This is a genomic window from Synechococcus sp. Cu2B8-bc1011, assembly GCF_047302735.1.
In the GTDB taxonomy this organism is placed as follows: domain Bacteria; phylum Cyanobacteriota; class Cyanobacteriia; order PCC-6307; family Cyanobiaceae; genus Synechococcus_C.
Map to the genome: position 1 here is coordinate 1,766,759 of NZ_CP138915.1, position 22,384 is coordinate 1,789,142.

The window sequence follows — 22,384 nt, forward strand, 5'->3', positions numbered from 1 at the left end:
CGACCCCCCTTCGCTCCGCCATGCCGATTCTCAACGTTGCGTTCGAAGATGAAGCGAGGTCCACTTGGCTTGCGGCGTTGCACCAGTTGGCCCTAGTTGATGGAGACTTCGATCCTGAGGAACAGCGGCAGCTCGCTGAGCAGCTCAATAACGATTGTCCAGTTCAAGACTTTGATTGGAATCTTTGGCAGGCCCCTGATCCGGAAGACATCAGACGACTGTTTTCCTTGGACCCCAACCAAGCGGAGCAATTCCTGAGATCTGCTGTGGTGGTTGCTTTGGCTGATGGCCATCTCAGCCAAGTGGAACTTGACTTACTTCAGATCTGGGCCGAGGCGCTTGGCCTGAATAGCGAATTAATCAGCAGCTTGGTTCCTTGCTCCAGTGGGGTGACTCAGCCATGGAAGCCTTTAGATCCCCTGAAGAATTGGCTGGATGATCTGGATCCCTGTGACGAGAGGATTTCCTCCTTCATCGTTCACCTGATTCCTTCTCAGTGCCCGTTTGAGCGCGACATCATTTTGTTTGGCCGCAAGCTGGTCCACATTCCACCGATGTGCAAAATCAACCCTTTGTATGAGCAGCTTGTGGCGCTGCGGTTTCGTTGCCTTGGTCATCTTTCAGTGGATGAACAATTGCGGATTAGCTGTCTCGATTCCGCTCAGGCATGACAGCGCAAACTTGCCACATCCCAGTATTGGTTTGGGGTGGTGGGACCGGAGGCGTTGCTGCTGCAGTTCAGGCTGCTCGGTCCGGGGCAGACACGCTTCTTCTCACTCCAGGTCGCTGGCTTGGGGGAATGGTCAGTACGGCGGGTGTGTGTTGCCCTGATGGCAATGAACTTGCCCCCTGGCAGACCGGTTTGTGGGGTGCCTTCCTGAGGGCTTTGTATCAAGCCGAGCCTGAAGGTCTCGATCAGAACTGGGTGAGCTGCTTTGGTTATCGGCCTACGACGGCTGAGGCGATTCTTCAAAACTGGGTGCAGGCACTCCCGAATCTTCAGTGGTGGGCGGATTGTCAGTTGCTGGATGTGGAACGCTCTGGATCTTCGGTCCAAGCAGTGCTGATTCAACGCTCCAGTGATGTTCACCGCATTGTCTGCGATCTGGTGATCGACGGAAGTGATCGCGGAGATTTATTGCCTTTGGCTGAGGCACCCTTTCGTTTTGGGTGGGAGGCTGAGGAGGTGTGGGGGGAGCCGAGCGCTCCCAGCGAGCAGCGCCTTAAGACAGAAGATTTTTTTCGAGAGCAGCCTGTGCAGTCCCCCACCTGGGTGGTGATGGGTCAGCTGCAGAGCGATCGTTTGGAGCCCGATGCTTCCTCCAACATTCTTCTCCCTGATCAGCCGGTGTTACCAGCGCCGTTTGAGCGGGCTTGCGAGGCCTTCGGCCTGGAACGAACCATCACGTATGGCCGCCTGCCTGGCGGACTGGTGATGCTCAATTGGCCGTTGCACGGCAATGACTGGCACCGGGGGTTGGAGCCTGCATTTCGTGGAGATCCTCAAAGGGAAGCAGAGCTGTTTCGGGAGATGCAAGCCCACAGTCTTCAATTTGTTGAGGCCCTTTCAGAAGCAAGCGACGGTTGGTTGGCCTTTGGCCATGGGTTCCCTCAGAAGTCTGGAAGCCTGGCTCCCTGGTTGGCGGCCATGCCCTACTGGCGGGAGGGGCGCCGGATGATTGGACTCCGGACAGTGATTGAACAGGAGCTGCTGCCTCAGACGACCGGTCAATCCATCGCTGCACTTCCTTTGAATGACGCCGGTGAGCTGCAATCAATTGCTGTTGGTAATTACGCCAACGACCATCACTATCCAGGACCTGATTGGCCATTAACCCCAAAAAGCTGTCGCTGGGGTGGTCGTTGGTCAGGGACTCCCTTCTGCATCCCGTATCAAGCGCTGGTGAGTGCTGATGTCGACAACCTGTTAGTTGCTGACAAGGGTTTTAGTACGAGCCACATGGCCAATGGGGCCACAAGGCTCCAACCACTGATTTTCAATGTGGGACAGGCTGCTGGAGCTGCTGCGGCCCTGTCGATTCGGCTCCGACATCCCCTCGCATCTCTTCCAGTTCGGCTTGTTCAAGAGCTCTTAATCGAGGAGCCCACGGCTCCTTCCGGACTTGTTCCGCTTTGGGACACCCCTTGGCATCATCCCCATTGGCAACAAAGGCAGCGCGCTTGTCTGAACAACCCTGAGCTACTGGGCCCGAATGGTTGTTGGCTAGGTCCAGAGGAGAAGGTTTCGATCTCTCCTCCTCCCCAGCCTCAACAGGGCGTTTGGTCAGGAACACTGGTGCCTGATCACCACGGTGGATACGAACTGGAACTGGTGGGTGGTCGACGTTGGCCCTTGATCACCCTGGAGCCTGAGCTGAGCGATTGGCTTGCGGATCAGGAACGTCCTAAAGCCGTTGAGTTACGCGCCGTCGCCAACCCCTGGGGGCCTTGGTTACGGGGTATCAGCCTGCATGACTCCGGGGACAGTCAATGAGCCGTGGCCACAAGTCTGAGTTGATCTCGTGCCGAGTCCACATGGTGCACGTTGATCAGCATGCCTTCGCCCGGTTCTGAATCTCTTGGACAATCCGCAGCCACATCCATGGCTAGGTCGTCGATTCGCACCAATCCAAGCTGATCTTGAGGTCTCAACCAGCGCAAGAACTGAGCAGCCCATTGCTCCTTACGGTGGTGTTCAAACCAAACCTGCTGCCAGTGGCGTTGGTCTTCCCGGGAGATCCCAATGCCTTCACGCACCGCTGCATCAAAGTCGGTGATCAGCAGTTGCATGGCATCGCGATTCAGAGCTTCCTCGCCATTGAGTTGAGCTTGCAATTGCCGCTGCACAACGAGATCGCCATAGCGACGGATGGGCGATGTGGCCTGGGCATAGGCGGCCAGTCCCAAACTGAAGTGGGCTGCGGGTTGGGTTCCCATCAGTCCACGACTGAGACAGCGCTTGATGGCGGCAAATCGTACGGCTCCATCGGGGAGCGCCTCCAATTCGGAGCTGGTGGGGAGGTCAGCGGTCAGCTGGCTGCGAAACGGCAAGGCGAGGTCATGAACTTCCGCAAATCTGGCGACCGCCGCACCCGCCAAGATCATCGCTTCGGCCACCATCTGTCTTGATCTACCAGGTTCACTGACCTCCAGAGAAGGCTGACCATCTCGACACCGAATTCGCCCTTCTGGAAGATCCATGAGCAAGGCTCCATCGCGGACTCGGCACTCACGCCTGAGGCTGAGGAGCGCATCCAATTCCGCTAGGTCGGTGTCTTCTGGGGGTGCCAATTCGATCAACTCATCGGCATCGTCGTAGCTGAGTCGGTAGGTGGGTTGGACCCAGCTCCGTTGGATTCCGTGATCTCCGAGTTCTCCTTCGGATGTGAGTTCCGCCCAGATGCTCCAGGCAGCCGTTCGCGTTCGTGCTCGCAAACTGAAAGGCCCCGTCGACAGGCATTCTGGAAACATTGGCAGATTGCCTTTCGCTAAATAAAGGCTGCTCCCGCGACGCCTCGCCTCGAGATCAAGAGCTGAGTCTTGATCGATCAGTCGTCCGGGGTCGGCAATATGGATCCAGATTCTTTGGGTACCATCGTCGCGGCGTTCAAGCGCGATCCCGTCATCAATATCCCGGGTCTCTTGATCGTCGATCGTGAAGCAGCGCTGATCACAAAGATCGATGCGTTCGGAGTCACCGGGGCGTTCGCTCGCGTTGAGCCCCACCAAGCGTTCGGCCTCTTCAAGTAGAGCCGGGCTAAATCCCGATGACCAGGTTGTTCCGGCCATCGACGCCAGTTGATGAGGATCCCAAAGTCCGAGATCCACCAAGAGAAGTCGAAGCTCAGCCCGGTCTTGATCGAGACGTAGACCCACCAGGCTCTGCTGAACGGACCGATCCAATTGGGCAAATTCGATGGAACCTGAAACCAGGTCCTTGAGTTGCTCGAACCTTTCGCATAGGGCTTGGGGGAGGCTTGCGAGATCCAGCTGTTTTCGGGAGCTCAACAGCTGTTTCCAGAGTTGTTCTCTTTGCTGTTCCAGGGCTTTGAGTCGTTGCTGTCGGCGCAACGGTTTCAGTTCATCTGCTGAGCGAGCCTTGATTTGATCCTGCTTGTAACGGAACCAAAGCTGGGGACCCATTAAGGCCAGCCAACACAGCGCCAACTGGCTTGGACTGGTTCCTCCGCAGACCAGATCACACAAAAAATCAATCTCAACTGTCTCGTCTGACTCCAGAAGCAAGAGCCATGCCGAGCCCCAACTGCGACGATCGAGACACGCAGTGTTGACTTGTTCGGGTTTCAGATTCCAAGGAGAAGCCCCCAGACCATCCGGAAGTTCAGCTCCGGAGGGCAGGGGGCAAATAAGATCCAATTGCCGTTGAGGTAGAACAACAGATTTGCGATCGAATCCGAGTTTCAAGCGCGCTTTGCTGCCTTGAAGCGATTCGATGACAGCCAGTTGATTACCTTTCGACTCGTGAACGCCGACAAGATCTCCTGGTTGGAGAGAGGACGAAGCCAGTGGATCAGCCTTCAGGGTTCACGAAGGGCAGCAATGCAACGATGCGCGCACGCTTCACCGCATTCGTCAGGTCGCGCTGCTGCTTCGCAGTCAGCCCTGTCAAACGACGAGGAAGAATTTTTCCTCGCTCGGTGATGAATTTCTTCAGTAGATCCACATCTTTGTAGTCAATGGGATCTCCAGGTTTGATCGGAGAAAGACGCTTCTTGAAGAAGGAACTAGACATAACTCAGGAAAGCTGTTGAACGAAGAACACCTGCAAAATCACTTGATTTCCTTGTGGAGAGTCATCTTGTTGAGCTGGGGGCAGAATTTCATGATCTCCAGCCGCTCAGTGGTGTTCCGTCGGTTCTTCTCCGTCGTGTATCGAGACACGCCGGGAGAACGCTTTTCAGAGGCGGAGGCGGACCGGCATTCAGTGCACTCGAGAGTGATCACGATCCGGACGCCCTTGTTTTTAGCCATAAAGGACGTTGCGCCGCAAAAGCGAAGCGTAGTAACAAAGAACGACTTTACATCTTCAACTGACACCATTCAAATTTTTGACGATTCCAATGGTGTTTTGTTTTGACGATTCCACGGTGCTTCGTAGGATCGCGATCCGATTGAATCGTTGATGTGCGGGTCTCCCTTTCCTGGTTGCAGGATCTCGTCCAGGTAAATGAAGCCGCAGATCAACTCGGCGAACGCCTTTCCATGGCTGGATTTGAGGTGGAGGAGATCGATGATTTGAGCCGAATGGCGCAAGGTGTTGTGGTGGGCCATGTTCTCGAACGCGACAAACATCCCAATGCCGACAAGCTCAGTGTCTGTGTTGTGGATATTGGAGCAGAGGAGACGGTTCAGATCGTTTGTGGTGCAAGCAACGTGCGAGCAGGTATTCATGTTCCTGTTGCCACCATTGGCGCCGTTCTTCCTGCGGTGAATCTCACGATCAAGGCTGGTGAGTTACGTGGGGTCGCGAGCCAGGGAATGATTTGTTCGCTCGCCGAGCTCGGGCAACCCACGGATGTTGACGGCATTGCTGTCTTGGACGATTTGCTTGAAAGCCTTCCTGCACCTGGAACACCAGTGGCGCCATGCCTTGGTTTGGATGACACCGTTCTGGAATTGGCGATTACTGCGAATCGGCCAGATGGTTTGTCGATGACAGGAATTGCAAGGGAAGTGGCGGCGCTGACAGGAGCGTCTCTGCACTTACCTCAGCCGGAGGCTCCAACGTCCGTAGCTGATCTGAACCCTTCAGCAGACCATGCATCTGCGATGAAGGAGGGGGGTGTTTACGCCCTGACTGAAGTGGGCGGCCTTGATGGTGGAAAAGATGCTCCTGCGTGGCTCCAACAGAGACTTCTCCGGGCCGGTGTGAAACCTGTTAACGCCATTGTGGATATCACCAATTTGGTGATGTTGGAACAAGGTCAACCCCTCCATGCGTTCGACCTTGATGCCTTGGAACGGCTTTGTGGCAGCGACCTCAAGCCCTCTGATTTTGGACTGAGGCAAGGACGCTCCAAGGAACCCTTCACGGGTTTAGATGGCCGCACCATCGAGGTGGATGAGCGCGTTCAGTTGGTGACTTGTCGTGATCGACCGGTTGCGATTGCGGGGGTGATCGGTAGTGCTGAGTCCGGAGTGACGGCGACGACCAGCAAAATTTGGCTGGAATCAGCCCTGTTCACTCCTGCTTCGATCCGTAGCAGCAGTCGTGCAACAGGATTGCGTACGGATGCCAGTTCTCGTTACGAGAAAGGTCTACCGCGTCAGATCACCTTGCCTGCGGCTGGTCGTGCGCTTGAACTAATGGATCAACTCCTAGGTGGTGTGGCTGGCATCAGCTGGCAGTGCTCTGCCGAGGAAGATCCTGAACCGGTGGTGACTCTTCGCCGTCACGCCCTTCATCAGCTTCTGGGGCCTTTGGCTGCTGAGGGCCAAGCAGGAACCGATGTGAGTGATCAACAAGTGGAAGATTGTTTGTCAGCACTCGGTTGTCAACTCAACTCTTCTGAGGACGGCTGGACTGTGGTGGTCCCCCCCTCCCGTCGAATGGACCTTCGTCGCGAGGTGGATCTGATCGAGGAGGTGGCGCGTCTTGTGGGATTCGACTGTTTTGGTGCTCACTTGCCTGATCCCCTCGCTCCAGGGGGGCTCACCGATAGGCAGCAGGCGGAGCGTCGGTTGCGTCGCCGCCTTTGTAGTGCTGGTCTTCAAGAGATCACCTGCTTATCGCTTACGGGTGCGGATGCCGATGATCCCAATCGGATTCCTATCAGCAATCCTCTCTTGGCGGAGACCAGCCATCTCAGAACTGCGCTCTGGCAGGAGCATCTTCAGATCTGCCAACGCAACCTTCAAGCGTCCCAGCCCGGCTGCTGGGTGTTTGAAATTGGCCATGTGTTTCATCCTCAGGACCGAGAGATTGTCCAGACAGCGCGTCTTGGTGGAGTGATTTGTGGAGAACGGCGTGTTTCACGCTGGTCCAGCAGCGGCAAGCCACTCATGCCCGATTACTTCATGGCTCGTGGTGTACTCGCCACCGTCTTGAACTCCCTAGGCCTGGAAACTCAAGATCGCCCTCTCTCTGACGACTCGCGACTTCATCCCGGGCGTGCAGCAGCAGTGGTGGTCGAAGGACGCAGCATGGGTTGCTTTGGCCAGCTCCATCCCCTGCTGTGTTCGCAGTACGAGCTCCCCGACGCCACCTATCTGTTTGACCTTGATCTGCCAAGGCTCTTGGAAGCGGCAACGCGGCGCAATCGTTGGGTTCCCACTTTCAAAGCGTTCTCAACACTTCCTGCGATGGAAAGGGATCTGGCGATGCTTGTGCCGAAAACATTGCCAGCTGCCGACCTGATGCAGGCCATTCGCAAAGCGGGGAAGCCGCTTCTCGAAAGTGTGGAATTGATCGATCGGTTTGAAGGAGGTCAACTCCCTGATGATCAATGTAGTCAGGCTTTCCGCCTTCGTTATCGCGGCAAAGACAGCACGCTGACCGATGAGCAACTACAGCCTGTGCAAGACAAGGTTCGGCAGGCCTTGGTCAAACAATTCAACGTTGAGCTTCGAAGTTGATGCGCTTCATCAGCACCAGGCATTCCAGATGGGTTGTTTGGGGAAAGAAGTCCACCGGTTGAATGCGATCAATGGCGTAGGGACCGTTATCTGAGACCAGTCGTTTGATGTCCCGCGCCAAGGTTGCAGAATCACAACTCAGGTAAGCCAGGCTTTTGGGTGGACAATTCAGGATGGCGTCTAGCACATCTGGCGTTAATCCTTTTCGTGGTGGGTCCACCACAAGAGCATCGTGATCCCGAAGGTAATCTCCCAGTAGTAATGCCACATCGCCGGCTTCAAAGCTGGCTTCAGTAATTCCATTCAAGGCCGCGTTCTGTCGTGCCTGTTGGACAGAAGCCGGATTGATTTCAAGACCAACGACGCCTATTCCAGCTGCAGCGATCGGCAAGCTGATGGTTCCAATGCCGCAATAGGCATCAATTAATCGTTTGCAGTCTCCAAGCTGGAGAAGCCAATCGCGCAAAACAATCACGATCTGCTCAGCACGATCGGTATTCACTTGGAAGAACGTGGTGGTTCCTAGAAGGAGTTGAAGATCGCAGAAGCGTTCGCTGATGCAATCTCGACCAGCGAGCGTGTGGGTGATCGCACCGAGAACGGTATTGCTACGGCGTGGTTGCAGGTTCAAGGTCACACCGGCTAGGGCAGGCCACCGGTTCATCCACTCCTCGGCCAGCGTTTTTACACCGTTGAGTTCGGCTGTTGCACTGACCAATGTGATCAGCAGTTCTCCTGTTCTCACACCCACGCGCAAGCCAAGGTGGCGCAGACCCGGTTCGCCATGCAAGTCAGCATCAGCTGGCCAGCCGCTGGCTTCCAGGTCTTGTTTGAGAGGTTTGATCAGGGCATCGATGCGCGGGTCCAAGACTGGACAACGATTGAGGTTCACGATCCGGTGGCTCCCGCGTCGGTAGTACCCCAGTCGCAGTTGATCTTCTCGCCGAAGCAAGGGAATCAGGGCTCGATTGCGGTAGCCCAAATGGTCAAGGTCGTTGTTGATCGGCGCAGGCGACTGGATGTCGATTCCACCGATCCGTCTAAGGGTCTGTTCCAGACGCGTGCGCTTCCATTCCGCCTGGAGGCTGTCTTCGAGGTGCTGCAGAGAACAGCCTCCACAGTCTTGAGCAAGGATGCAGGGGGATTTTCTTGCGCCTGGGCCTGCAACGAGCGTTTTGAGATGGCGTGCAAACCATTGCGACTTCTTGCGTTGCAGCAACTGCACTTGGGCTTCTTCCCCTGGAAGCAGCTGGGGAACAATCACCACCCAGCCTTGCCAGCGAGCCAGTCCAAGGCCCTGGTGATTGAGATCGCTCCCGAGAACGGTGATGATTTGACCGGCGACTGGTGGGTCGCTCAAGGACTGGGCCATTGCAAAGGCGTAACACCAATCACCGCAATTTCATGCGAAGCGATCGATAGCTCTAGACTCATTCAAGCTTGCCAGCTGACATGAGCGTTGTACGGGATCTGATTCTCAGAGCAGATGACGATCTGCGTTACCCCAACAGTGGTGAACTGCGATCCATGGTTGATTTCCTCAGCCAGGGTTCGAATCGTTTATCTGTTGTTCGAAGTCTCACTGAGAACGAAAAGAAAATCGTCGATGAATCAGCGAAACAGCTGTTCAGTCGAAAACCTGAATACGTTGCTCCTGGAGGCAATGCCTTCGGTCAGAAGCAACGAGCCCAGTGCCTGCGTGACTACAGCTGGTATCTACGCCTCGTGACCTATGGAGTTCTTGCAGGCAGTACCGAGCTCATCCAACAGATTGGTCTAGTGGGTGCGCGTGAGATGTACAACAGCCTTGGTGTTCCGATGCCTGGAATGGTGGAAGCCATGCGCTGCATGAGACAGGCTTCTTTGACACTTCTTTCTGAAGACCAGCAAGCACTCGCAGCTCCTTATTTCGATTACCTCATTCAAGGGATGCAGACCTCGACCTAAGCCATCCTGTCTTAATCCCACAGCCGCCTGACCAGTGCTGTTTTCTTGCTGACTGCTCTCGAGACTGTGTTCCACACGTCTCGTTCGAGACACTTCATGAGTGTCTTTCGGCTTAAGCGATGCCTCTAGGCATTTTGGTTTCTCCCCAATGTCACCGGTGAAACCCCACGTTCTGGCAGGAATGGGGCGGTTCGTTTCTGCGCCAAGGCAGGAGAACCTTTATCGCGCACAACCTAATCACTTATCTCGCTAGTCTCAGTTGCGTCTTGTTATCAGTCTATTAATAAGACACGAGTGAGCCGCATTTGATTGTTTTCGGTTCCGTGAGCGCTTCCGGTGTTTAGTCCCAAAAAGGTGGCCCGGGGCATAAGGCTGGCTAGGGCTGAACAGGGAGGCCAGCGTTCTTGCGTCACTGTGTCTACAGCAGGTACGCGAGCTTCAAGAAGGCTGCAAGCACTTGTGTTTGCATTGGCCATCATTGCCTTGGACATGCAATCGCTGTACGTGGACAGGGATTGCATCGTGGCTTTGCGGTGAGCGCATCGCAATCAGAGTTCCGTCTCGGACGATCCATTCGTTTTTATCGGCTCAGTCGACAGGGTGCTGAAGGTTCCTGCATTTAAAACGATGGAAAAGATGGGTCTTAACAACAAGTTGACCGGGAGTCTCACTTGCGACTCTTTCTTGGACTTGCCTTGAGACCTGCCTGAGACAACTGATTCAAATTGATCCCAATTGAGTCTCTCGGTGAGTCCATTGATGAGCCTCGAGCGAGACTGCTGAGGTTATTTGTCTCTGTAGAGCTCGCGCAACATTTGGTAAGCCTCGTTGAGTCGTCTCATGCCGTCCGTAGAGCCACCTGCATCGGGATGGGCCTCGATTGCCTTTTTCTTGTAGGCGTCTCGGATGGTGCGCAATGTGAGTGATGCTCCAGCCTGTGTGGGCAGATCTAACAAACGCAGAGCACCATGAAGGGTCATGGTGGATTCCAAGGTTTCAAATGACGTCACACGCCGGCTCCGTTTGAAGCGGTTCACAAAGCGGCGAATCAAGGTTGGAATGCGATCCTCCAAGCTCCCTGCTGCAAATGGATCCTCGAGAACTGCAGCAGCGACAATCACATGTTCGAATTTTGGAGATTGCACAGACCAATCCGCACAGACGTCTTGCATGGACTGGTTCACCTGACTCCAGGTGAAGGTGCGGCCCTCGCTTCCATCTAATTGGGGCCAAATATCTCGGGCCATCCAGAGCATGACCGCTTCAAGAACCGTTGCTCCTGGCATTGATCCATAGAGATTGGTCCAATGATCGATGGCCTTAGCGCAGCAAGCGGTGAGGTGGTCAAAACTCACCACCGGTACAAAGGGACTGTCGGGCCGCTCTTCTGGTACTTGCGGTTTTTGCAGGCTGGTTCGGATGGCTTGTGTACGGCTGCGTACAAATCCCGGTAGGTCAATGCCAGGACTTTTCGTTTTTCTTTGGTTCGGCTGACTGGTCTCATCGGTGAGCAGCGACGCTGCGTCTTGCTCCTTAGGGTCTTGACTTCGGCGCACTAAAACGATGGCCCGGTCTTCGTCGTAGGAAGGTTTTGTGGGTTGCTGGCCTGGGGTAGATCCGATGGCATCAGGCGAGCTTGATGCCGAAACGTCCTCTGGATCCTCGATGGCTCCGCTCTCGAGCAGATCATCGGCATCTGTCTCGAGATCTGTCTCGTCAGTCCAGATTTCTTCGAGCAATCGCGTTAAGCAATCGCCTCTCGATCTGATGCACCACTCTTTCTTCAGCTCGTCGAGGCGATCGACGAGATGATCAGGAAGTTCAAGTGTGATCCGACGCCCCATTCAGTCTGCCGCGATGATCCGAGTAAATGAAATGCGCGAAACCTATTGACCTTGTAGTCGACGCAACCAATCCTGTTGGGCCTTGATTGCATCGCGATAACGTTGCTCCAGCGAGTCATTCACGCGCTGAGGCATGATCATCGCTGACGGCAACTGATTGGTGCCACTTGATGGTGCGGCAAGAGACGGAGGAGGAATCCTTGGGGCAGGTTTGGGATAGGTCTGCGGTGTGGCTTGAGGTTGAGGAGATCGAATGATCGGCTTTGCCTTGTTGTCTTTGGCCTGACGCAGATTCGGCTGTGCATTGATTGCCGGTGGAGGCGTTGTCGGAACAACCTTTCGTTTTTTAGCTGCTGCTTCAGCTTTTCTTGCCGCTTTGAGCATCTCTTCGCGGCGGCGAAGCATGGCGAGCTGGGTCACTGGAACCACGCTTAAGAGGTGACCTGGCGTTGCATCGGCTGGATAAACAAGGCTCACCGTGACCGGATTGACAGAGTTTGGCTGAGCCTTGATTTGGCCGAGGGGCAGGCTCTGGCCCGACTTCATTCCAACATGAACTTCTCGATAGCCTTCGGCACTTTTAATTCCAATGGATCCTCGGAATGCAGTGAAAGGTTTTCGTCCGGACGCGACTGGATGGCTTAAAACTAATTCGTGAGCGCCAACGCCTGAAAGATTCATCTCAACATCAAAACGTACGCCATAGGTGCCCACATTATTGAGTGCAGAATCAATCATTCGCGTTGACAATTGATTGACCTGTATGTCTCTTGTTCCAAAATGATGCTTGCGAGTGCTTGTTAGTGGAATGTGCAGAGCTCCCTGTGAGAGATCATGATTGATTGAGGCCTTGTACTCATCGCCAAGGGCTACACCAGCCACTCTTGAAAAGACTTTGCCGGTACGGATCTCATTCAGACGGTTTAAATAAATGCGTCCTGGAGCAAGCTTTTTTCTGTCAAGAACGGCTATGAGTTCTTGCTCTTGGCTTGTTTCTTCTGCTGCAATAACAGCAAGTTGGAAGGGTCCATCACTGCGGCCTCTGAGCAGTCCATTCATAATTCCCCTGGCAGGAAGAACTGAACTCACAATGACCTTACGGCTTCGAGCTGGGATCGTTATTTCAGCTGGGAGTTTGCGATCGAGTTCTCCTCGCAGCATTTGAACCGCTGTAGCGTCACCAGGACCTGTATTCCAAGGACGGCGGCCGAGGGGCTTTACCCCCATCAGACGGTTGGGGTGATAAGGAGCCTCAAAACTGTTTTTTACAGACCCTCTTTTAAATCTTAGTGTGACTGGATTATTGCCTGGGTTGATAGCGATTGCAGCAACCGTTAATAAACCTCTTGCGCGACGTCCACCTAATTTACTGCTGTCTTGTGGATAATATTTATGGTGCATATGCAAGCCGAATTCGCCATTAAAAGTAAATTCAGGATTCTTGATTGGTTGATTGTTTTCGGCGGCAATCGCAGATCCTGGCGCTGTGGTGACGAGGATTCCAGGTCCTTTAACAATTTCGGGTTGATTGGAATGAAGGACTGGAACGTTATTAAAGGTGCCATTAAGAGCTCGAGCCCTTTGACCAGCCATCAGTGGCACATAGGCGTGCGCACACTCCATGACACCTAAATTGAGCGTCGCAATTGCGACGCTGCCTAGGACCAGTTTTGATAATCGGTGAGACACGCGAGACTGGTTGTGGGGGCGCTGAGGCCTGAGCTCTCCGCAAGCTCCAAACCTAATCGTCTGGTTCAGAAGCGCCAAGTGTGTGTTGGCAGTCCCGATTTCTGGAACAATTCGCCAGGATTATGGAAGATCATGTGTTTAATCATGCTGCCTCCCTTTTTCTGTCAGTCCTCATGTGAGTCCAGTCATTGGCGCAGTCATCACCAGCAACGCAAGATGGAGATGCTCCGTTTTTGGCGTGATGGCCTTGAACGCCAACTTGCTGCTGTAACAGCAGCGATGTCCACGCTTGAAGGGCAAATTCAGCGGGACCACAGCGACGACGAATCCTGATCACCAAGGTCTTGGCGCAACTGGGCTAGGGCGCGCTTCAGTCTGCGCTGCATGGTCATTGCGCTCACACCCTGCTTTGTTCCGGCTCCACGAAGGCTGGCACCCTCCAGCACCACTTCAATGAGCGCCCTTTTCTCTGAGGGCCCTAATCCGTTGATTGCCGTCCAGATCCGTTTGGCCCGCTCCTGCATCAGCAGCGGTTGCCATACAGGGTCGTCAGCTGCAACCCTGCCTTCGTCTAGAGGTTCCCATGACTGTCGGCAACGATAGGCATGCACGTTCAGTTCCAGCTCAGCAGACATCTCCTGTCTTTGTTGTGGCTGTGCAGAGTTGTTTTTAATCGTGTGCTGCGCTTGTTCTTGGAGGCGGCGGGGGAGTTTGACTAGTCCCACACTGTCTCTGAGGTAATGAAGGATTGCCCCTCTGATATGGGGCCTTGCATACACCTCAAAAGGTTTCTCCTGGCTTTGCTGATAACCCTCCGCGGCACGTAGCAACCCAAGCCTCCCCACCTGTTTGAGATCTTCTCGATCGAGTCCCGATCGCCTGGCGTAATGGCCAGCAATGGGATCAACAAGTTTCAGATGTCGCTCGATTCGTTGATTTCTGATCGCGTGGGTTTTGTTCATGGCTGTTGTCGAAGGAAGGGTCGGTGTCGGCCGGATGTCCCTCCTCAGACAGACATCTAAGGGGTTCTCTTCACAACCGTGTTTCCACGGATTTCGAGAATCACTTCTCGCAATAAAGCCTCGGGTCCATGGGTCTTCAGCCAGTTCAGATCTGAGTTTGCAGTGGCCAAGAGATATCCAGCAAATCCAAGGGCATTGATACTGAAACCAGCTGCGCCTTCTTGGCGACGCCTCACCATCGCCATCCATTGCGGTGTTAACAACAGGTTGTAAAACGATCTTGGACGATGATCCTGAGAGGGATGGCCTATGCCTAGCTGTTTAGAGAGTGATAAATAGCTGTCCTGAAGATCTTGTGCCTGTTCATCAACATCGTTGCTGTGATGGAATCGTGAGATAACGGAACAGCCGTTCAATAAGGGATCGCTAGAGGATTCGTACGTTCCTTTCGATATCAATCGGTTTAGAAACCAGAGGTCTCTAGGACAACTTGTCTCGTCTTTGCTGCGTGGGAGAAGTTGAAGATGTCGATGGGGCTGACTCGCTCCCGCAATCGGACCACTGTTGAAGAACCACAGCCCAGATGTGTCTTGGTCAACGCACACTAAAGCTCTCCAGTCAGCCAGAGTGAGCCAACCATCCTGGGCGGCCCAATCTTTAGTAATCAGGAGCATGTGTCCGCGTTGGACAGGATATTTATTCAGGATGACGGCGTGACCTGGATTCAGAGTTGCCACTTCCAGCGACGGATCCCATGGTTGAAATGGATTGGGTTTGGGCCCGTCTATTTTTAAATGTTTGGGTAAGCGACTTTCAAGAGTTCTCAACTCGAAATGTGATTCTGGACTCCTAAAAAGATGTTCTAATGAGGTGCTCAGTGGAACTAGAGCACCAGACATCAATGCCCTCTCGCTTTGCTCGAGCGCTCGAGTCCAGTAGGTTTTAGTTCCCATCTGTTTTGAGCCTCGCGAGGGATGCACCCACGTAATATCGACCAAGGATTTCATTGAATTTGAGACCCTCCATTGCTAAGTTTTGGGCACCGTGCTGACTCATGCTTGCGCCTAAATGGCTATGCGCTTCAGCAGCGATTTCACTTGTCGATGCATATAAAGATTCCACCAGTCCTCCTTTAAAACTAAGTACAAGACCTTGTGTGGCTTTAGTGGCGTCGGTTGTGGCCACGCTTTGACTCTCCAGGCCTCCATAGGCTTGCCAACGTGTCGTATCACCAAGATTGAAATCAGAATCTGCAGGACGCACAAGATGCACTAGGGCGTAGGAGCGTGCGGCTACTGCTTGTGCCTTTAATGCTTCAGGATTCCAGTGACTAGGCATCTCCGCGCCAACAACAGAGGCAACGTATCGCTCCATAGGCAGCTGGTTAATCACAGTCCAACCATGACCTCTGTTAAGGAAATAAACCGTCTCCGGATACGAGCGTTCATTCACGACGATGGTGCCAGTTTGACCTGAATGGCAGGTCACAAAATTCGAATGATGACCGGCTATTAGTTGATTTAGGGTTCTTTTTTGTACGACTTTACCGTTGCTCAATCTGCATTCGACCTGTCCTGATAAGTCCACAGAGCGGGGTGGCGACTGACTTAACAAAGCAACGCGCACAATTGGATTGCCTGGGGCTCCTAGCGGCTTAGCACCAGGACTTGCGTGCAGTACCGATTTGGATGCATCGGCTGAGTTGATGGAGTCATCAGCAGAGGCGTGAACAGGTTGATGATCGGTGCCGGATTCCTCTAGCAGCGTTTCGAGGAGGTGTTGTTGGGTGCGTTGTTGTTCAAGCTGCCCAATCGCTTGGACACCCCAGGTGACCACCCCGATCAGTCCCGCGGTTACGGACATTCCCAGCAACAGTGGTGTGAGCTGTCTCACTGTCCCTCGGACCACGCTTTCGATCATGCCTGAAATCAACAGAGTTGCTTGGATTGGCCGTGCCTTGATCGTTGGCCGTGGCGGTCTTGGTACGGCACTTGCGCAGGAACTGCAACGTCGTCAGCCCACTCTGAAGGTGACGCTCTGTGGTCGAACATTGGGGTCAGACGCTGATTGGCTCGTTGATCTTGAGTCTGCAGAGAGTTTGCAGGCGTTGTCTCAGAGGCTCCTGGAGGATCCCCAGCCCCTTCGATTGGTCATCAATGCCACAGGGCGACTGCATGGAGCTTCCTTGACCCCTGAGAAGCGTCTGCAGCAGGTTTGTGCCGATCATTTGATGGAATCGTTTGCCATCAATGCTGCGGGGCCTTTGCTACTCGCCAAAGCGATTGAACCTGTCCTGACGCGTGATCGTCCTTTTCACTTTGCGAGTCTCAGTGCGCGGGTGGGGAGTATCGGTGACAACCACAGTGGGGGCTGGTACTCCTATCGCGGATCCAAAGCTGCCCAGAACATGTTCTTGCGTTCGTTGAGTGTGGAGTGGGCGCGGCGATTTCCACTCGCCACCGTCACGATGCTCCATCCAGGGACCACCGATACGGCTCTTTCCAAACCGTTTCAGAGTTTTGTTCCGCCGGATCGCTTGTTCAGTCCTCAGAAAGCGGCCGCTCTATTGCTCGATGTTTTGTTGCGTCAGACAGCTGGCGAAAGCGGTCGTTTCCTGGCTTGGGACGGTCAGGAGATTCCCTGGTGAGCGTGCATCTTGAGGACCTCTAACGGGATCACCTCCAGCGCTGTGGATTCGGTTGCTTCGAGTCGCACGGGTGGAGCCATACCGTCGTCGTAGGCCTGTTTCCAACGTGGGGCGCAGACACACCAGTGATCGCCTGGTTGAAGTCCAGGAAAGCCAAAGTTGGGCATCGGAGTGCTCAGGTCATTCCCCTGGGCCTTGCTGTAATTCAGAAATTGTTCTGACATCACGCAGCAGACGCTGTGTTGTCCTGAATCGCTGGCATCGGTGCGGCAATGTCCATCTCGAAACCAACCTGTCATCGGTTCACAACTACAGCCTTCAAGCTCGCCACCTAAAACATTCAGATCCCTTTTCCCAACTGGCTTTTGCCCTTGTTCCTTTGACGGCATTCGCTTGCTTTGGCTGCCTGGAGTCTGCCGAATGACTGGCACATTCTGAAACGAGATGGTTGACGGATCCCGGGGGTTAGGCGTTAAAGGTCGTTCAGTTATGCCTCCTCGATGGATTGGGAGTTCACTGAAGACGCCGCGTTTCTCGCCCTCTGCGACGCGTTCCGCGAAAGTGGCGAATCGTCCGCTATTGAGTTCCTCGCCAATGGTGAGGGAGCGTTCCACTTTCAGGATCTTGCGCAGAACGCTGCGGGAGAGGGATTTGATTTGAGCGAGTCCAGTGCGCTCGACGATTTTCAGCAGGAAGTGATCGACACGATGGAAAAGCTCTGCCAGGAATAATCCTGAACAGAGCTCGGTAAAGGTGGCCGCTCAACTGAAGAAAAAAGCGATCTCCTTGGCTTTCAGCCCATCCCAGCCGGCATCGATCAGCCGTTTGTTCAGAGTGTCTTGATCGAAATGCTTGGCACCGGTCTTGACGATCCGATTGCGCATTGATTTTTTGACGCCACTACGTGCCCGCTTGCTCTCCAGGTCCATGACCTCGTTGTAGAGGTTCACCATCGGCCCTGGAATCGGGGTTCCATCCAGGTCGAGGCCAGCTGCGATGGCTTCATCGACACCACCAGGTCCTGCTATTGCCATGGGAATTGTTCTGCAGCGGCTCAGGTTGGCATGTCAGGCGCTGAAGTATCGAGCTTGGCTGTGGAGTGCCACCAAAGCGGTTGTGCTCTGCTCAGGCTCTAACTGGTCGCTGTCGTCCATGGAGAGGCCGATGCGTTCTGCATTCAGCCAATCGAGCTGCGGCCTTGAATCGGCGACATTCGGGCAGGCGGGATAGCCAAAGGAATAGCGGCTGCCGCGGTAGCGCTGGGCCAATACATCGCGTAGGGCCGACGGTTCATCAGCGCTGAAGCCAAGTTCACGGCGGATCCGGGCGTGGGTCCACTCCGCCAGAGCTTCGGCCATCTGGACGCCCAGGCCGTGAAAATACAGATAATCGCTGTAGCGATCAGCCTGGAACAGTTCCCTCGCAAAGGCACTGGCCTTCTCTCCCATGGTGACGGCCTGCATGGGAAGAACATCAGTGGGTCGGCCCTCGGGGGAGAGATCCCGATAGAAATCACCGATGCAGTATTTGTTTCCCGAACGCTGCCTGGGAAGTTCGAAGCGGCCCAGCTCAACGCTGGGATCTGCAGGATCGAAAACGACGACGGCATTGCCATCCCTGCCGCAGGGAAAGTAGCCATAGGCCACCCGTGGCGTCAGCAACTGCTCAGAGCGGGAGCGTTGCAACCATTCCTGTAATACGGGCTCGGCCTTCTCCTTGAGCTGTTGTTCATACTCCTCGCGGCTCTGATCCTTGCTTTTGCGGATCTGCCATTGGCCAGCGAAGAGTGCATTGCGATCGAGATAACTGAAGACCTCCTCCAGATTGATCTCCTCCTCTGAAAGTACGTTGGTTCCCCAGAATGGTGGCTCCAGAGCAGGTTCCTCAGGCACGGCCTTCGAGCGCTCGCGGCTGACGGGAGCCTTGGGCTTGGCCTCTTCCTGCTTGGCACTCGAATCAGCCTCTTCGGTCTCATGACTGTTGGCATCCCCATTGAGCCCCAGACCTTCGGGAATGGCGCCCATGAAGCCCTTGTTGTTATCCCATTCACCACCTTTTTTGGCCTCCACCAGAGCGTCCATGAATCTCAGGTCTGCGAAGGCATCACGCCCATAAATGACCTGGCCGTCATAGACCTCACGGCAGTCTTTCTGAACAAAGCGAGGTGTGAGTGCCGCACCGCCGAGAATCACTGGAACGGAAATACCAGCCTCATTGAAGGCCTGCAAGTTGTCTTTCATGAAAGCGGTTGATTTCACCAAAAGACCACTCATGGCGATGCAATCTGCTTCATGGGTTTGTTGAGCTTCGATGATTGCATCGACCGATTGTTTGATGCCTAGATTGACTACTTCGTAGCCATTATTGGTGAGAATAATGTCCACAAGATTCTTGCCAATATCGTGAACATCACCCTTGACTGTTGCAATTAGGAATTTGGCCTTGGCTGAACTTTTCCCCTCGGTTTTTTCCATATGCGGTTCGAGATAAGCCACCGCACTTTTCATGGTTTCGGCGCTCTGCAGCACAAAAGGCAGTTGCATTTGACCTGAACCGAAGAGTTCACCCACCACCTTCATGCCATCGAGCAAGAATGTGTTCACGATTTCCAAAGGTCTGTACTGAGCCAGACCCTCATCAAGGGCTGGTTCTAGGCCGATGCGCTCGCCATCGATGATGTGCTGCTTCAGTCGCTCTTCAACGGGAAGGTCAGCTAGAGAGGGACCTGAGGCCCGGGCTTCCTTAGTGCTTACACCTTCGAACAGCGTGGTGAGTTCAGTGAGCGGGTCGTAGGTGCAGACATCCCCCTCAAATCGACGCTTGTCATTGATCAGATCACGGCAGACCTGCTGATGTTCCTCGCTGATCTTCATCAGCGGCAGGATCTTGGCGGGGCTGACGATCGCCGCATCCATTCCCGCCTTACAGCAGTCATGCAAGAAGACAGAATTGAGGTTGATCCGTGCCGCTGGCGAGAGTCCGAAACTGATGTTGCTGACGCCAAGCACCACATGGACACCGGGCAATTCCGTGGTGATTCGCCTGATGGCTTCGATGGTTTCACAGCCGTTGCGGCGGTCCTCCTCGATGCCCGTTGAGATTGGCAGCGCCAGAGGGTCGTAGAAGATCTCGTGAGCGGGGATCCCGAATTCGACCGCATCCCTGTAGGCGCGCTGGGCGATGGCGAATTTGCGGTCCGCTGTCCTGGCCATGCCGTCTTCATCGATGGTGCCGATCACCACCCCCGCGCCATAGGCTCGAGCTAGTTCCAATACCTTGAAGAAGCGTTCGTCGCCGTCCTCGTAATTAGTGGAATTCAGCAGGCATTTGCCACCGGCCACCTTGAGGCCGGCTTCCATCTTTTGCCACTCGGTGGAATCGAGCATCAATGGCAAGTTGACGTTGGTGACCAAACGGCTCACCAGGTCATGCATATCCTTTTCGCCATCGCGACCGACGTAGTCGACGTTTACATCAAGCACGTGGGCGTTTTCCTTCACCTGGCCGCGGGCGACCGCTACAAGGCCATCCCAATCTTCGGAATTAAGGAGGTCCCTGACTTTTTTTGAGCCACTGGCATTGAGCCGTTCACCGATGATCAGAAATGAGTTGTCCTGGTGATAGGGCGTTGTTCCGTAGATCGAGGAAACGGAAGCTTCAGCCCCAAGCAGTGGGCGCTCCTTTCTGAGGACTGGGGTTCGTACCGGCCGGTCAGCGGGACGCATCTCCTGCGACAGTTCTGAGAGAGCGGCGATGTGAGCGGGTGTGGTGCCGCAGCAGCCACCGATCACCTGAACGCCTAGATCTTCGATGAAGTGGTGCATCGCCATCTTCATCTCAACCGGAGTTAAGCGGTAGTGAGCCACACCACCGATGTTCTCCGGCAGTCCGGCGTTGGGAATGCAGCTCACCACGAAGGGAGCGTGGGCACTCAGATATTTGACGTGCTCCTTCATCTGCTCCGGACCGGTGGCGCAGTTGAGACCGAGAACATCAATGGGGAAGGGCTCAAGGATCGACACCACCGCTGCGATATCGGAGCCGACAAGCATCGTGCCGGTGGTTTCCATCGTGACGCTGACCATCAATGGTCGTCGTTCACCGGCCACCTCAAATGCCTGTTCAATGCCACCCAGAGCCGCCTTGATCTGCAGGGGGTCCTGACAGGTTTCGATGATGAAGAGATCCACATCCCCTGCCAGCAAGCCTCTGGCCTGCTCGGCAAAGGAATCGCGCATCTCATCGAACCCCACATGGCCGAGGGTCGGCAGCTTTGTGGTGGGGCCCATCGATCCCGCCACAAATCGGGGTTTCTCAAGGGTGCTGTAGCGATCGGCCATCTCCCTGGCCAACCGTGCAGCCTGAACATTGAGTTCGTAGGTTTGATCCTGAAGCTCGTATTCCGCTAGTACCAGGGAGGTGGCTCCGAACGTGTCGGTTTCGATCACATCGCAGCCCGCCTCAAGGAACTGGCGATGGACCTCCTGCACGGCATCGGGCCTTGTGACCACAAGATTCTCGTTACAACCCTCGAGGTCAACGCCACCGAAATCATCTGGACCGAGATCCATCTGTTGAAGCGACGTACCGGTGGCACCGTCGAATACCAACACGGGACGCGACGGATCATGCAGACGTTGTAGAAAGCGGGAAGCGTTCAGGGTTGAAGTCTTTGTGACGGCCTGCATCGCTTAATCGCTTCTCTCACCCCATTCTATGAACTGCTCTTGATCCCAAGAGCCATCCTTAGCCTTCGAGCTCGATCCTGGTCACCCAGTGGCTGAACTCCGGATCCTTTCCTTCCGTAATCGCAACCAGACGTTTTCTTAAGGCATCCATCACCGGTCGGTTGGTCGGCAAGACGGTGGATTCGAGTTGACGAATCGGCGTGATTTTCGCGGCCGTTCCCGTGAGGAACACTTCATCAGCGATGCAAAGTTCAGTTTTATCCACGGGGCGTTCGATCACCTGCAATCCCATGTGCTTGGCCAGCTCAATCACGCTGGAGCGGGTGATTCCCTCAAGAATGTCTTGATCAACGCCAGGGGTGATCAGGACGCCATCGCGCACTAAAAACAGATTCATCCCACTGGCTTCGCTCACCTTTCCCCGCGTGTTCATGAGCAGGGCTTCATCAAAGCCGCTGGTGACGGCTTCCGTTTTGGCAAGCGAACTCGTGATGTAAGCACCACTGATTTTTCCGCGTAGGGGAAGGGAGCGATCCTCCTGCCGGGTCCAACTACTGATTCGGCAACTCACGCCATCGGGAGAGAGGTAATCGCCAAGCTCTAAGCCGTAAATCAGAAAATCAGTCTCGATGTTGTGCAGCCGTGGTGCGATGCCTAAATCACTGGTGTAAACAAACGGTCTGAGGTAGATCGGCGTCGTGGGTTTGTTCGCCCTGAGTACGGCGATCAGAGCCTCCATCACCGTTTCTTCCGTCAGATCAGCGAGCAAGAGCTTGGCGCTTTGTGAGAGGCGGCGCGCATGGCGATCGGGTCGAAACAACAGCATGCCGCCAGGTTTTTCCGGATCCGGTATGGCGCGCATGCCTCCGAACGCACCGGTGCCGTAGTGCAGGGCATGGGTTGCGATCGACACTTTGGCCTGGTCAAACGGGATGCAGCGGCCTTCAAACCAGGCGTAGGGAAGGAACTGATGCATCGCACATTGATCGATGCTCAAATTTTCTCACTCAC

General features: G+C 54.6%; 19 protein-coding genes. 6 read left to right on the forward strand and 13 right to left on the reverse strand.

Translation table 11 applies throughout. The annotated features are described in order from the left end of the window. Positions 1-20 precede the first annotated feature (20 nt). Complete coding sequence (locus tag SIC18_RS09185) at positions 21-671, forward strand: Mo-dependent nitrogenase C-terminal domain-containing protein (protein ID WP_413429395.1); 651 nt, start codon at positions 21-23, stop codon at positions 669-671. Continuing rightward, on the forward strand, positions 668-2,494 hold the full coding sequence (locus tag SIC18_RS09190) for an FAD-dependent oxidoreductase (protein WP_413429396.1): 1,827 nt from the start codon (positions 668-670) through the stop codon (positions 2,492-2,494). Before SIC18_RS09185 ends, SIC18_RS09190 begins: the two co-directional genes overlap by 4 nt. Here the strand turns inward: SIC18_RS09190 and SIC18_RS09195 are convergent. The 3 genes from SIC18_RS09195 to rpmG form a co-directional block, all read right to left on the reverse strand. Next, positions 2,488-4,425, reverse strand: a complete 1,938-nt coding sequence (locus SIC18_RS09195; protein WP_048346452.1) for a ribonuclease catalytic domain-containing protein — start codon at positions 4,423-4,425, stop codon at positions 2,488-2,490. The two genes, SIC18_RS09190 and SIC18_RS09195, sit on opposite strands and share 7 nt — an antisense overlap. Before the next feature lie 106 nt (positions 4,426-4,531). Next, positions 4,532-4,753, reverse strand: a complete 222-nt coding sequence (rpsR, locus tag SIC18_RS09200) for a 30S ribosomal protein S18 (protein ID WP_006041316.1) — start codon at positions 4,751-4,753, stop codon at positions 4,532-4,534. Between the two features lie 38 nt (positions 4,754-4,791). Further along, entirely contained in the window at positions 4,792-4,992 is a 201-nt protein-coding gene (rpmG, locus tag SIC18_RS09205) for a 50S ribosomal protein L33 (RefSeq protein WP_011619264.1), read from the reverse strand. A 153-nt stretch (positions 4,993-5,145) separates the two neighbouring features. Here rpmG and pheT point away from each other — a divergent pair, with 153 nt between their 5' ends. Further along, entirely contained in the window at positions 5,146-7,596 is a 2,451-nt protein-coding gene (gene pheT, locus SIC18_RS09210; RefSeq protein WP_413429397.1) for a phenylalanine--tRNA ligase subunit beta, read from the forward strand. On the opposite strand, the gene rlmD is transcribed toward pheT, so the two are convergent. Beyond that, a complete protein-coding gene (gene rlmD / locus SIC18_RS09215; RefSeq protein WP_413429399.1) occupies positions 7,574-8,968 on the reverse strand; it encodes a 23S rRNA (uracil(1939)-C(5))-methyltransferase RlmD in 1,395 nt (464 codons plus the stop codon). The two genes, pheT and rlmD, sit on opposite strands and share 23 nt — an antisense overlap. 80 nt (positions 8,969-9,048) lie before the next feature. Between rlmD and SIC18_RS09220 the strand changes: the two genes are divergently transcribed. Further along, positions 9,049-9,543: an allophycocyanin subunit alpha-B gene (locus SIC18_RS09220; protein ID WP_048346455.1), complete on the forward strand. Its 495-nt coding sequence runs from the start codon at positions 9,049-9,051 to the stop codon at positions 9,541-9,543. 785 nt (positions 9,544-10,328) lie between these two features. On the opposite strand, the gene SIC18_RS09225 is transcribed toward SIC18_RS09220, so the two are convergent. The 5 genes from SIC18_RS09225 to SIC18_RS09245 all read right to left on the reverse strand — a co-directional run bounded on the left by SIC18_RS09225 (position 10,329) and on the right by SIC18_RS09245 (position 15,958). Then, entirely contained in the window at positions 10,329-11,387 is a 1,059-nt protein-coding gene (locus SIC18_RS09225) for a molecular chaperone DnaJ (RefSeq protein WP_413429400.1), read from the reverse strand. 42 nt (positions 11,388-11,429) lie between these two features. Then, complete coding sequence (locus SIC18_RS09230; RefSeq protein ID WP_413429401.1) at positions 11,430-13,010, reverse strand: DUF3370 family protein; 1,581 nt, start codon at positions 13,008-13,010, stop codon at positions 11,430-11,432. Between the two features lie 368 nt (positions 13,011-13,378). Next, positions 13,379-14,038, reverse strand: a complete 660-nt coding sequence (locus tag SIC18_RS09235) for a sigma-70 family RNA polymerase sigma factor (RefSeq protein WP_048346459.1) — start codon at positions 14,036-14,038, stop codon at positions 13,379-13,381. A 56-nt stretch (positions 14,039-14,094) separates the two neighbouring features. Continuing rightward, positions 14,095-15,045, reverse strand: coding sequence for an ATP adenylyltransferase (locus SIC18_RS09240; RefSeq protein WP_371190323.1), 951 nt, complete (start codon positions 15,043-15,045; stop codon positions 14,095-14,097). Continuing rightward, on the reverse strand, positions 14,981-15,958 hold the full coding sequence (locus SIC18_RS09245; protein ID WP_413429402.1) for a SpoIID/LytB domain-containing protein: 978 nt from the start codon (positions 15,956-15,958) through the stop codon (positions 14,981-14,983). The genes SIC18_RS09240 and SIC18_RS09245 overlap by 65 nt, the downstream gene beginning before the upstream one ends. On the opposite strand from SIC18_RS09245, the gene SIC18_RS09250 reads away from it, so the two are divergent. Further along, the gene (locus SIC18_RS09250; protein ID WP_413429403.1) at positions 15,957-16,685 is read left to right on the forward strand and encodes an SDR family NAD(P)-dependent oxidoreductase; all 729 of its coding nucleotides are present in this window, start codon (positions 15,957-15,959) and stop codon (positions 16,683-16,685) included. The genes SIC18_RS09245 and SIC18_RS09250 overlap by 2 nt on opposite strands. On the opposite strand, the gene SIC18_RS09255 is transcribed toward SIC18_RS09250, so the two are convergent. Further along, a complete protein-coding gene (locus SIC18_RS09255; RefSeq protein WP_250395393.1) occupies positions 16,667-17,074 on the reverse strand; it encodes a DUF2237 family protein in 408 nt (135 codons plus the stop codon). The genes SIC18_RS09250 and SIC18_RS09255 overlap by 19 nt on opposite strands. A 111-nt stretch (positions 17,075-17,185) precedes the next feature. Between SIC18_RS09255 and SIC18_RS09260 the strand changes: the two genes are divergently transcribed. Continuing rightward, positions 17,186-17,416 carry a hypothetical protein gene (locus SIC18_RS09260; protein ID WP_048346462.1) on the forward strand — a complete coding sequence of 77 codons (231 nt, stop codon included), beginning with the start codon at positions 17,186-17,188 and terminating at the stop codon, positions 17,414-17,416. Between the two features lie 30 nt (positions 17,417-17,446). Here SIC18_RS09260 and SIC18_RS09265 read toward each other — a convergent pair whose 3' ends face one another. From SIC18_RS09265 to SIC18_RS09275, 3 genes are read right to left on the reverse strand one after another with little or no spacing between them, the layout of a single operon-like run. Continuing rightward, positions 17,447-17,719, reverse strand: coding sequence for a DUF4090 family protein (locus SIC18_RS09265; protein ID WP_413429405.1), 273 nt, complete (start codon positions 17,717-17,719; stop codon positions 17,447-17,449). A 33-nt stretch (positions 17,720-17,752) separates the two neighbouring features. Continuing rightward, on the reverse strand, positions 17,753-21,373 hold the full coding sequence (gene metH / locus SIC18_RS09270) for a methionine synthase (protein WP_413429406.1): 3,621 nt from the start codon (positions 21,371-21,373) through the stop codon (positions 17,753-17,755). 58 nt (positions 21,374-21,431) lie between these two features. Further along, the gene (locus SIC18_RS09275; RefSeq protein ID WP_006852572.1) at positions 21,432-22,349 is read right to left on the reverse strand and encodes a branched-chain amino acid transaminase; all 918 of its coding nucleotides are present in this window, start codon (positions 22,347-22,349) and stop codon (positions 21,432-21,434) included. Between the last annotated feature and the right edge of the window lie 35 nt (positions 22,350-22,384).

Bases quoted from the DNA above. Each gene is read 5' to 3' on its own strand.
- SIC18_RS09185 (WP_413429395.1), top strand. From the start codon at position 21: ATGCCGATTCTCAACGTTGCGTTCGAAGATGAAGCGAGGTCCACTTGG.
- SIC18_RS09190 (WP_413429396.1), top strand. From the start codon at position 668: ATGACAGCGCAAACTTGCCACATCCCAGTATTGGTTTGGGGTGGTGGG.
- rpsR (WP_006041316.1), bottom strand. From the start codon at position 4,753: ATGTCTAGTTCCTTCTTCAAGAAGCGTCTTTCTCCGATCAAACCTGGA.
- rpmG (WP_011619264.1), bottom strand. From the start codon at position 4,992: ATGGCTAAAAACAAGGGCGTCCGGATCGTGATCACTCTCGAGTGCACT.
- rlmD (WP_413429399.1), bottom strand. From the start codon at position 8,968: ATGGCCCAGTCCTTGAGCGACCCACCAGTCGCCGGTCAAATCATCACC.
- SIC18_RS09220 (WP_048346455.1), top strand. From the start codon at position 9,049: ATGAGCGTTGTACGGGATCTGATTCTCAGAGCAGATGACGATCTGCGT.
- SIC18_RS09225 (WP_413429400.1), bottom strand. From the start codon at position 11,387: ATGGGGCGTCGGATCACACTTGAACTTCCTGATCATCTCGTCGATCGC.
- SIC18_RS09230 (WP_413429401.1), bottom strand. From the start codon at position 13,010: ATGGAGTGTGCGCACGCCTATGTGCCACTGATGGCTGGTCAAAGGGCT.
- SIC18_RS09235 (WP_048346459.1), bottom strand. From the start codon at position 14,038: ATGAACAAAACCCACGCGATCAGAAATCAACGAATCGAGCGACATCTG.
- SIC18_RS09240 (WP_371190323.1), bottom strand. From the start codon at position 15,045: ATGAAATCCTTGGTCGATATTACGTGGGTGCATCCCTCGCGAGGCTCA.
- SIC18_RS09250 (WP_413429403.1), top strand. From the start codon at position 15,957: ATGCCTGAAATCAACAGAGTTGCTTGGATTGGCCGTGCCTTGATCGTT.
- SIC18_RS09245 (WP_413429402.1), bottom strand. From the start codon at position 15,958: ATGATCGAAAGCGTGGTCCGAGGGACAGTGAGACAGCTCACACCACTG.
- SIC18_RS09255 (WP_250395393.1), bottom strand. From the start codon at position 17,074: ATGCCGTCAAAGGAACAAGGGCAAAAGCCAGTTGGGAAAAGGGATCTG.
- SIC18_RS09260 (WP_048346462.1), top strand. From the start codon at position 17,186: ATGGATTGGGAGTTCACTGAAGACGCCGCGTTTCTCGCCCTCTGCGAC.
- SIC18_RS09265 (WP_413429405.1), bottom strand. From the start codon at position 17,719: ATGGCAATAGCAGGACCTGGTGGTGTCGATGAAGCCATCGCAGCTGGC.
- metH (WP_413429406.1), bottom strand. From the start codon at position 21,373: ATGCAGGCCGTCACAAAGACTTCAACCCTGAACGCTTCCCGCTTTCTA.
- SIC18_RS09275 (WP_006852572.1), bottom strand. From the start codon at position 22,349: ATGCATCAGTTCCTTCCCTACGCCTGGTTTGAAGGCCGCTGCATCCCG.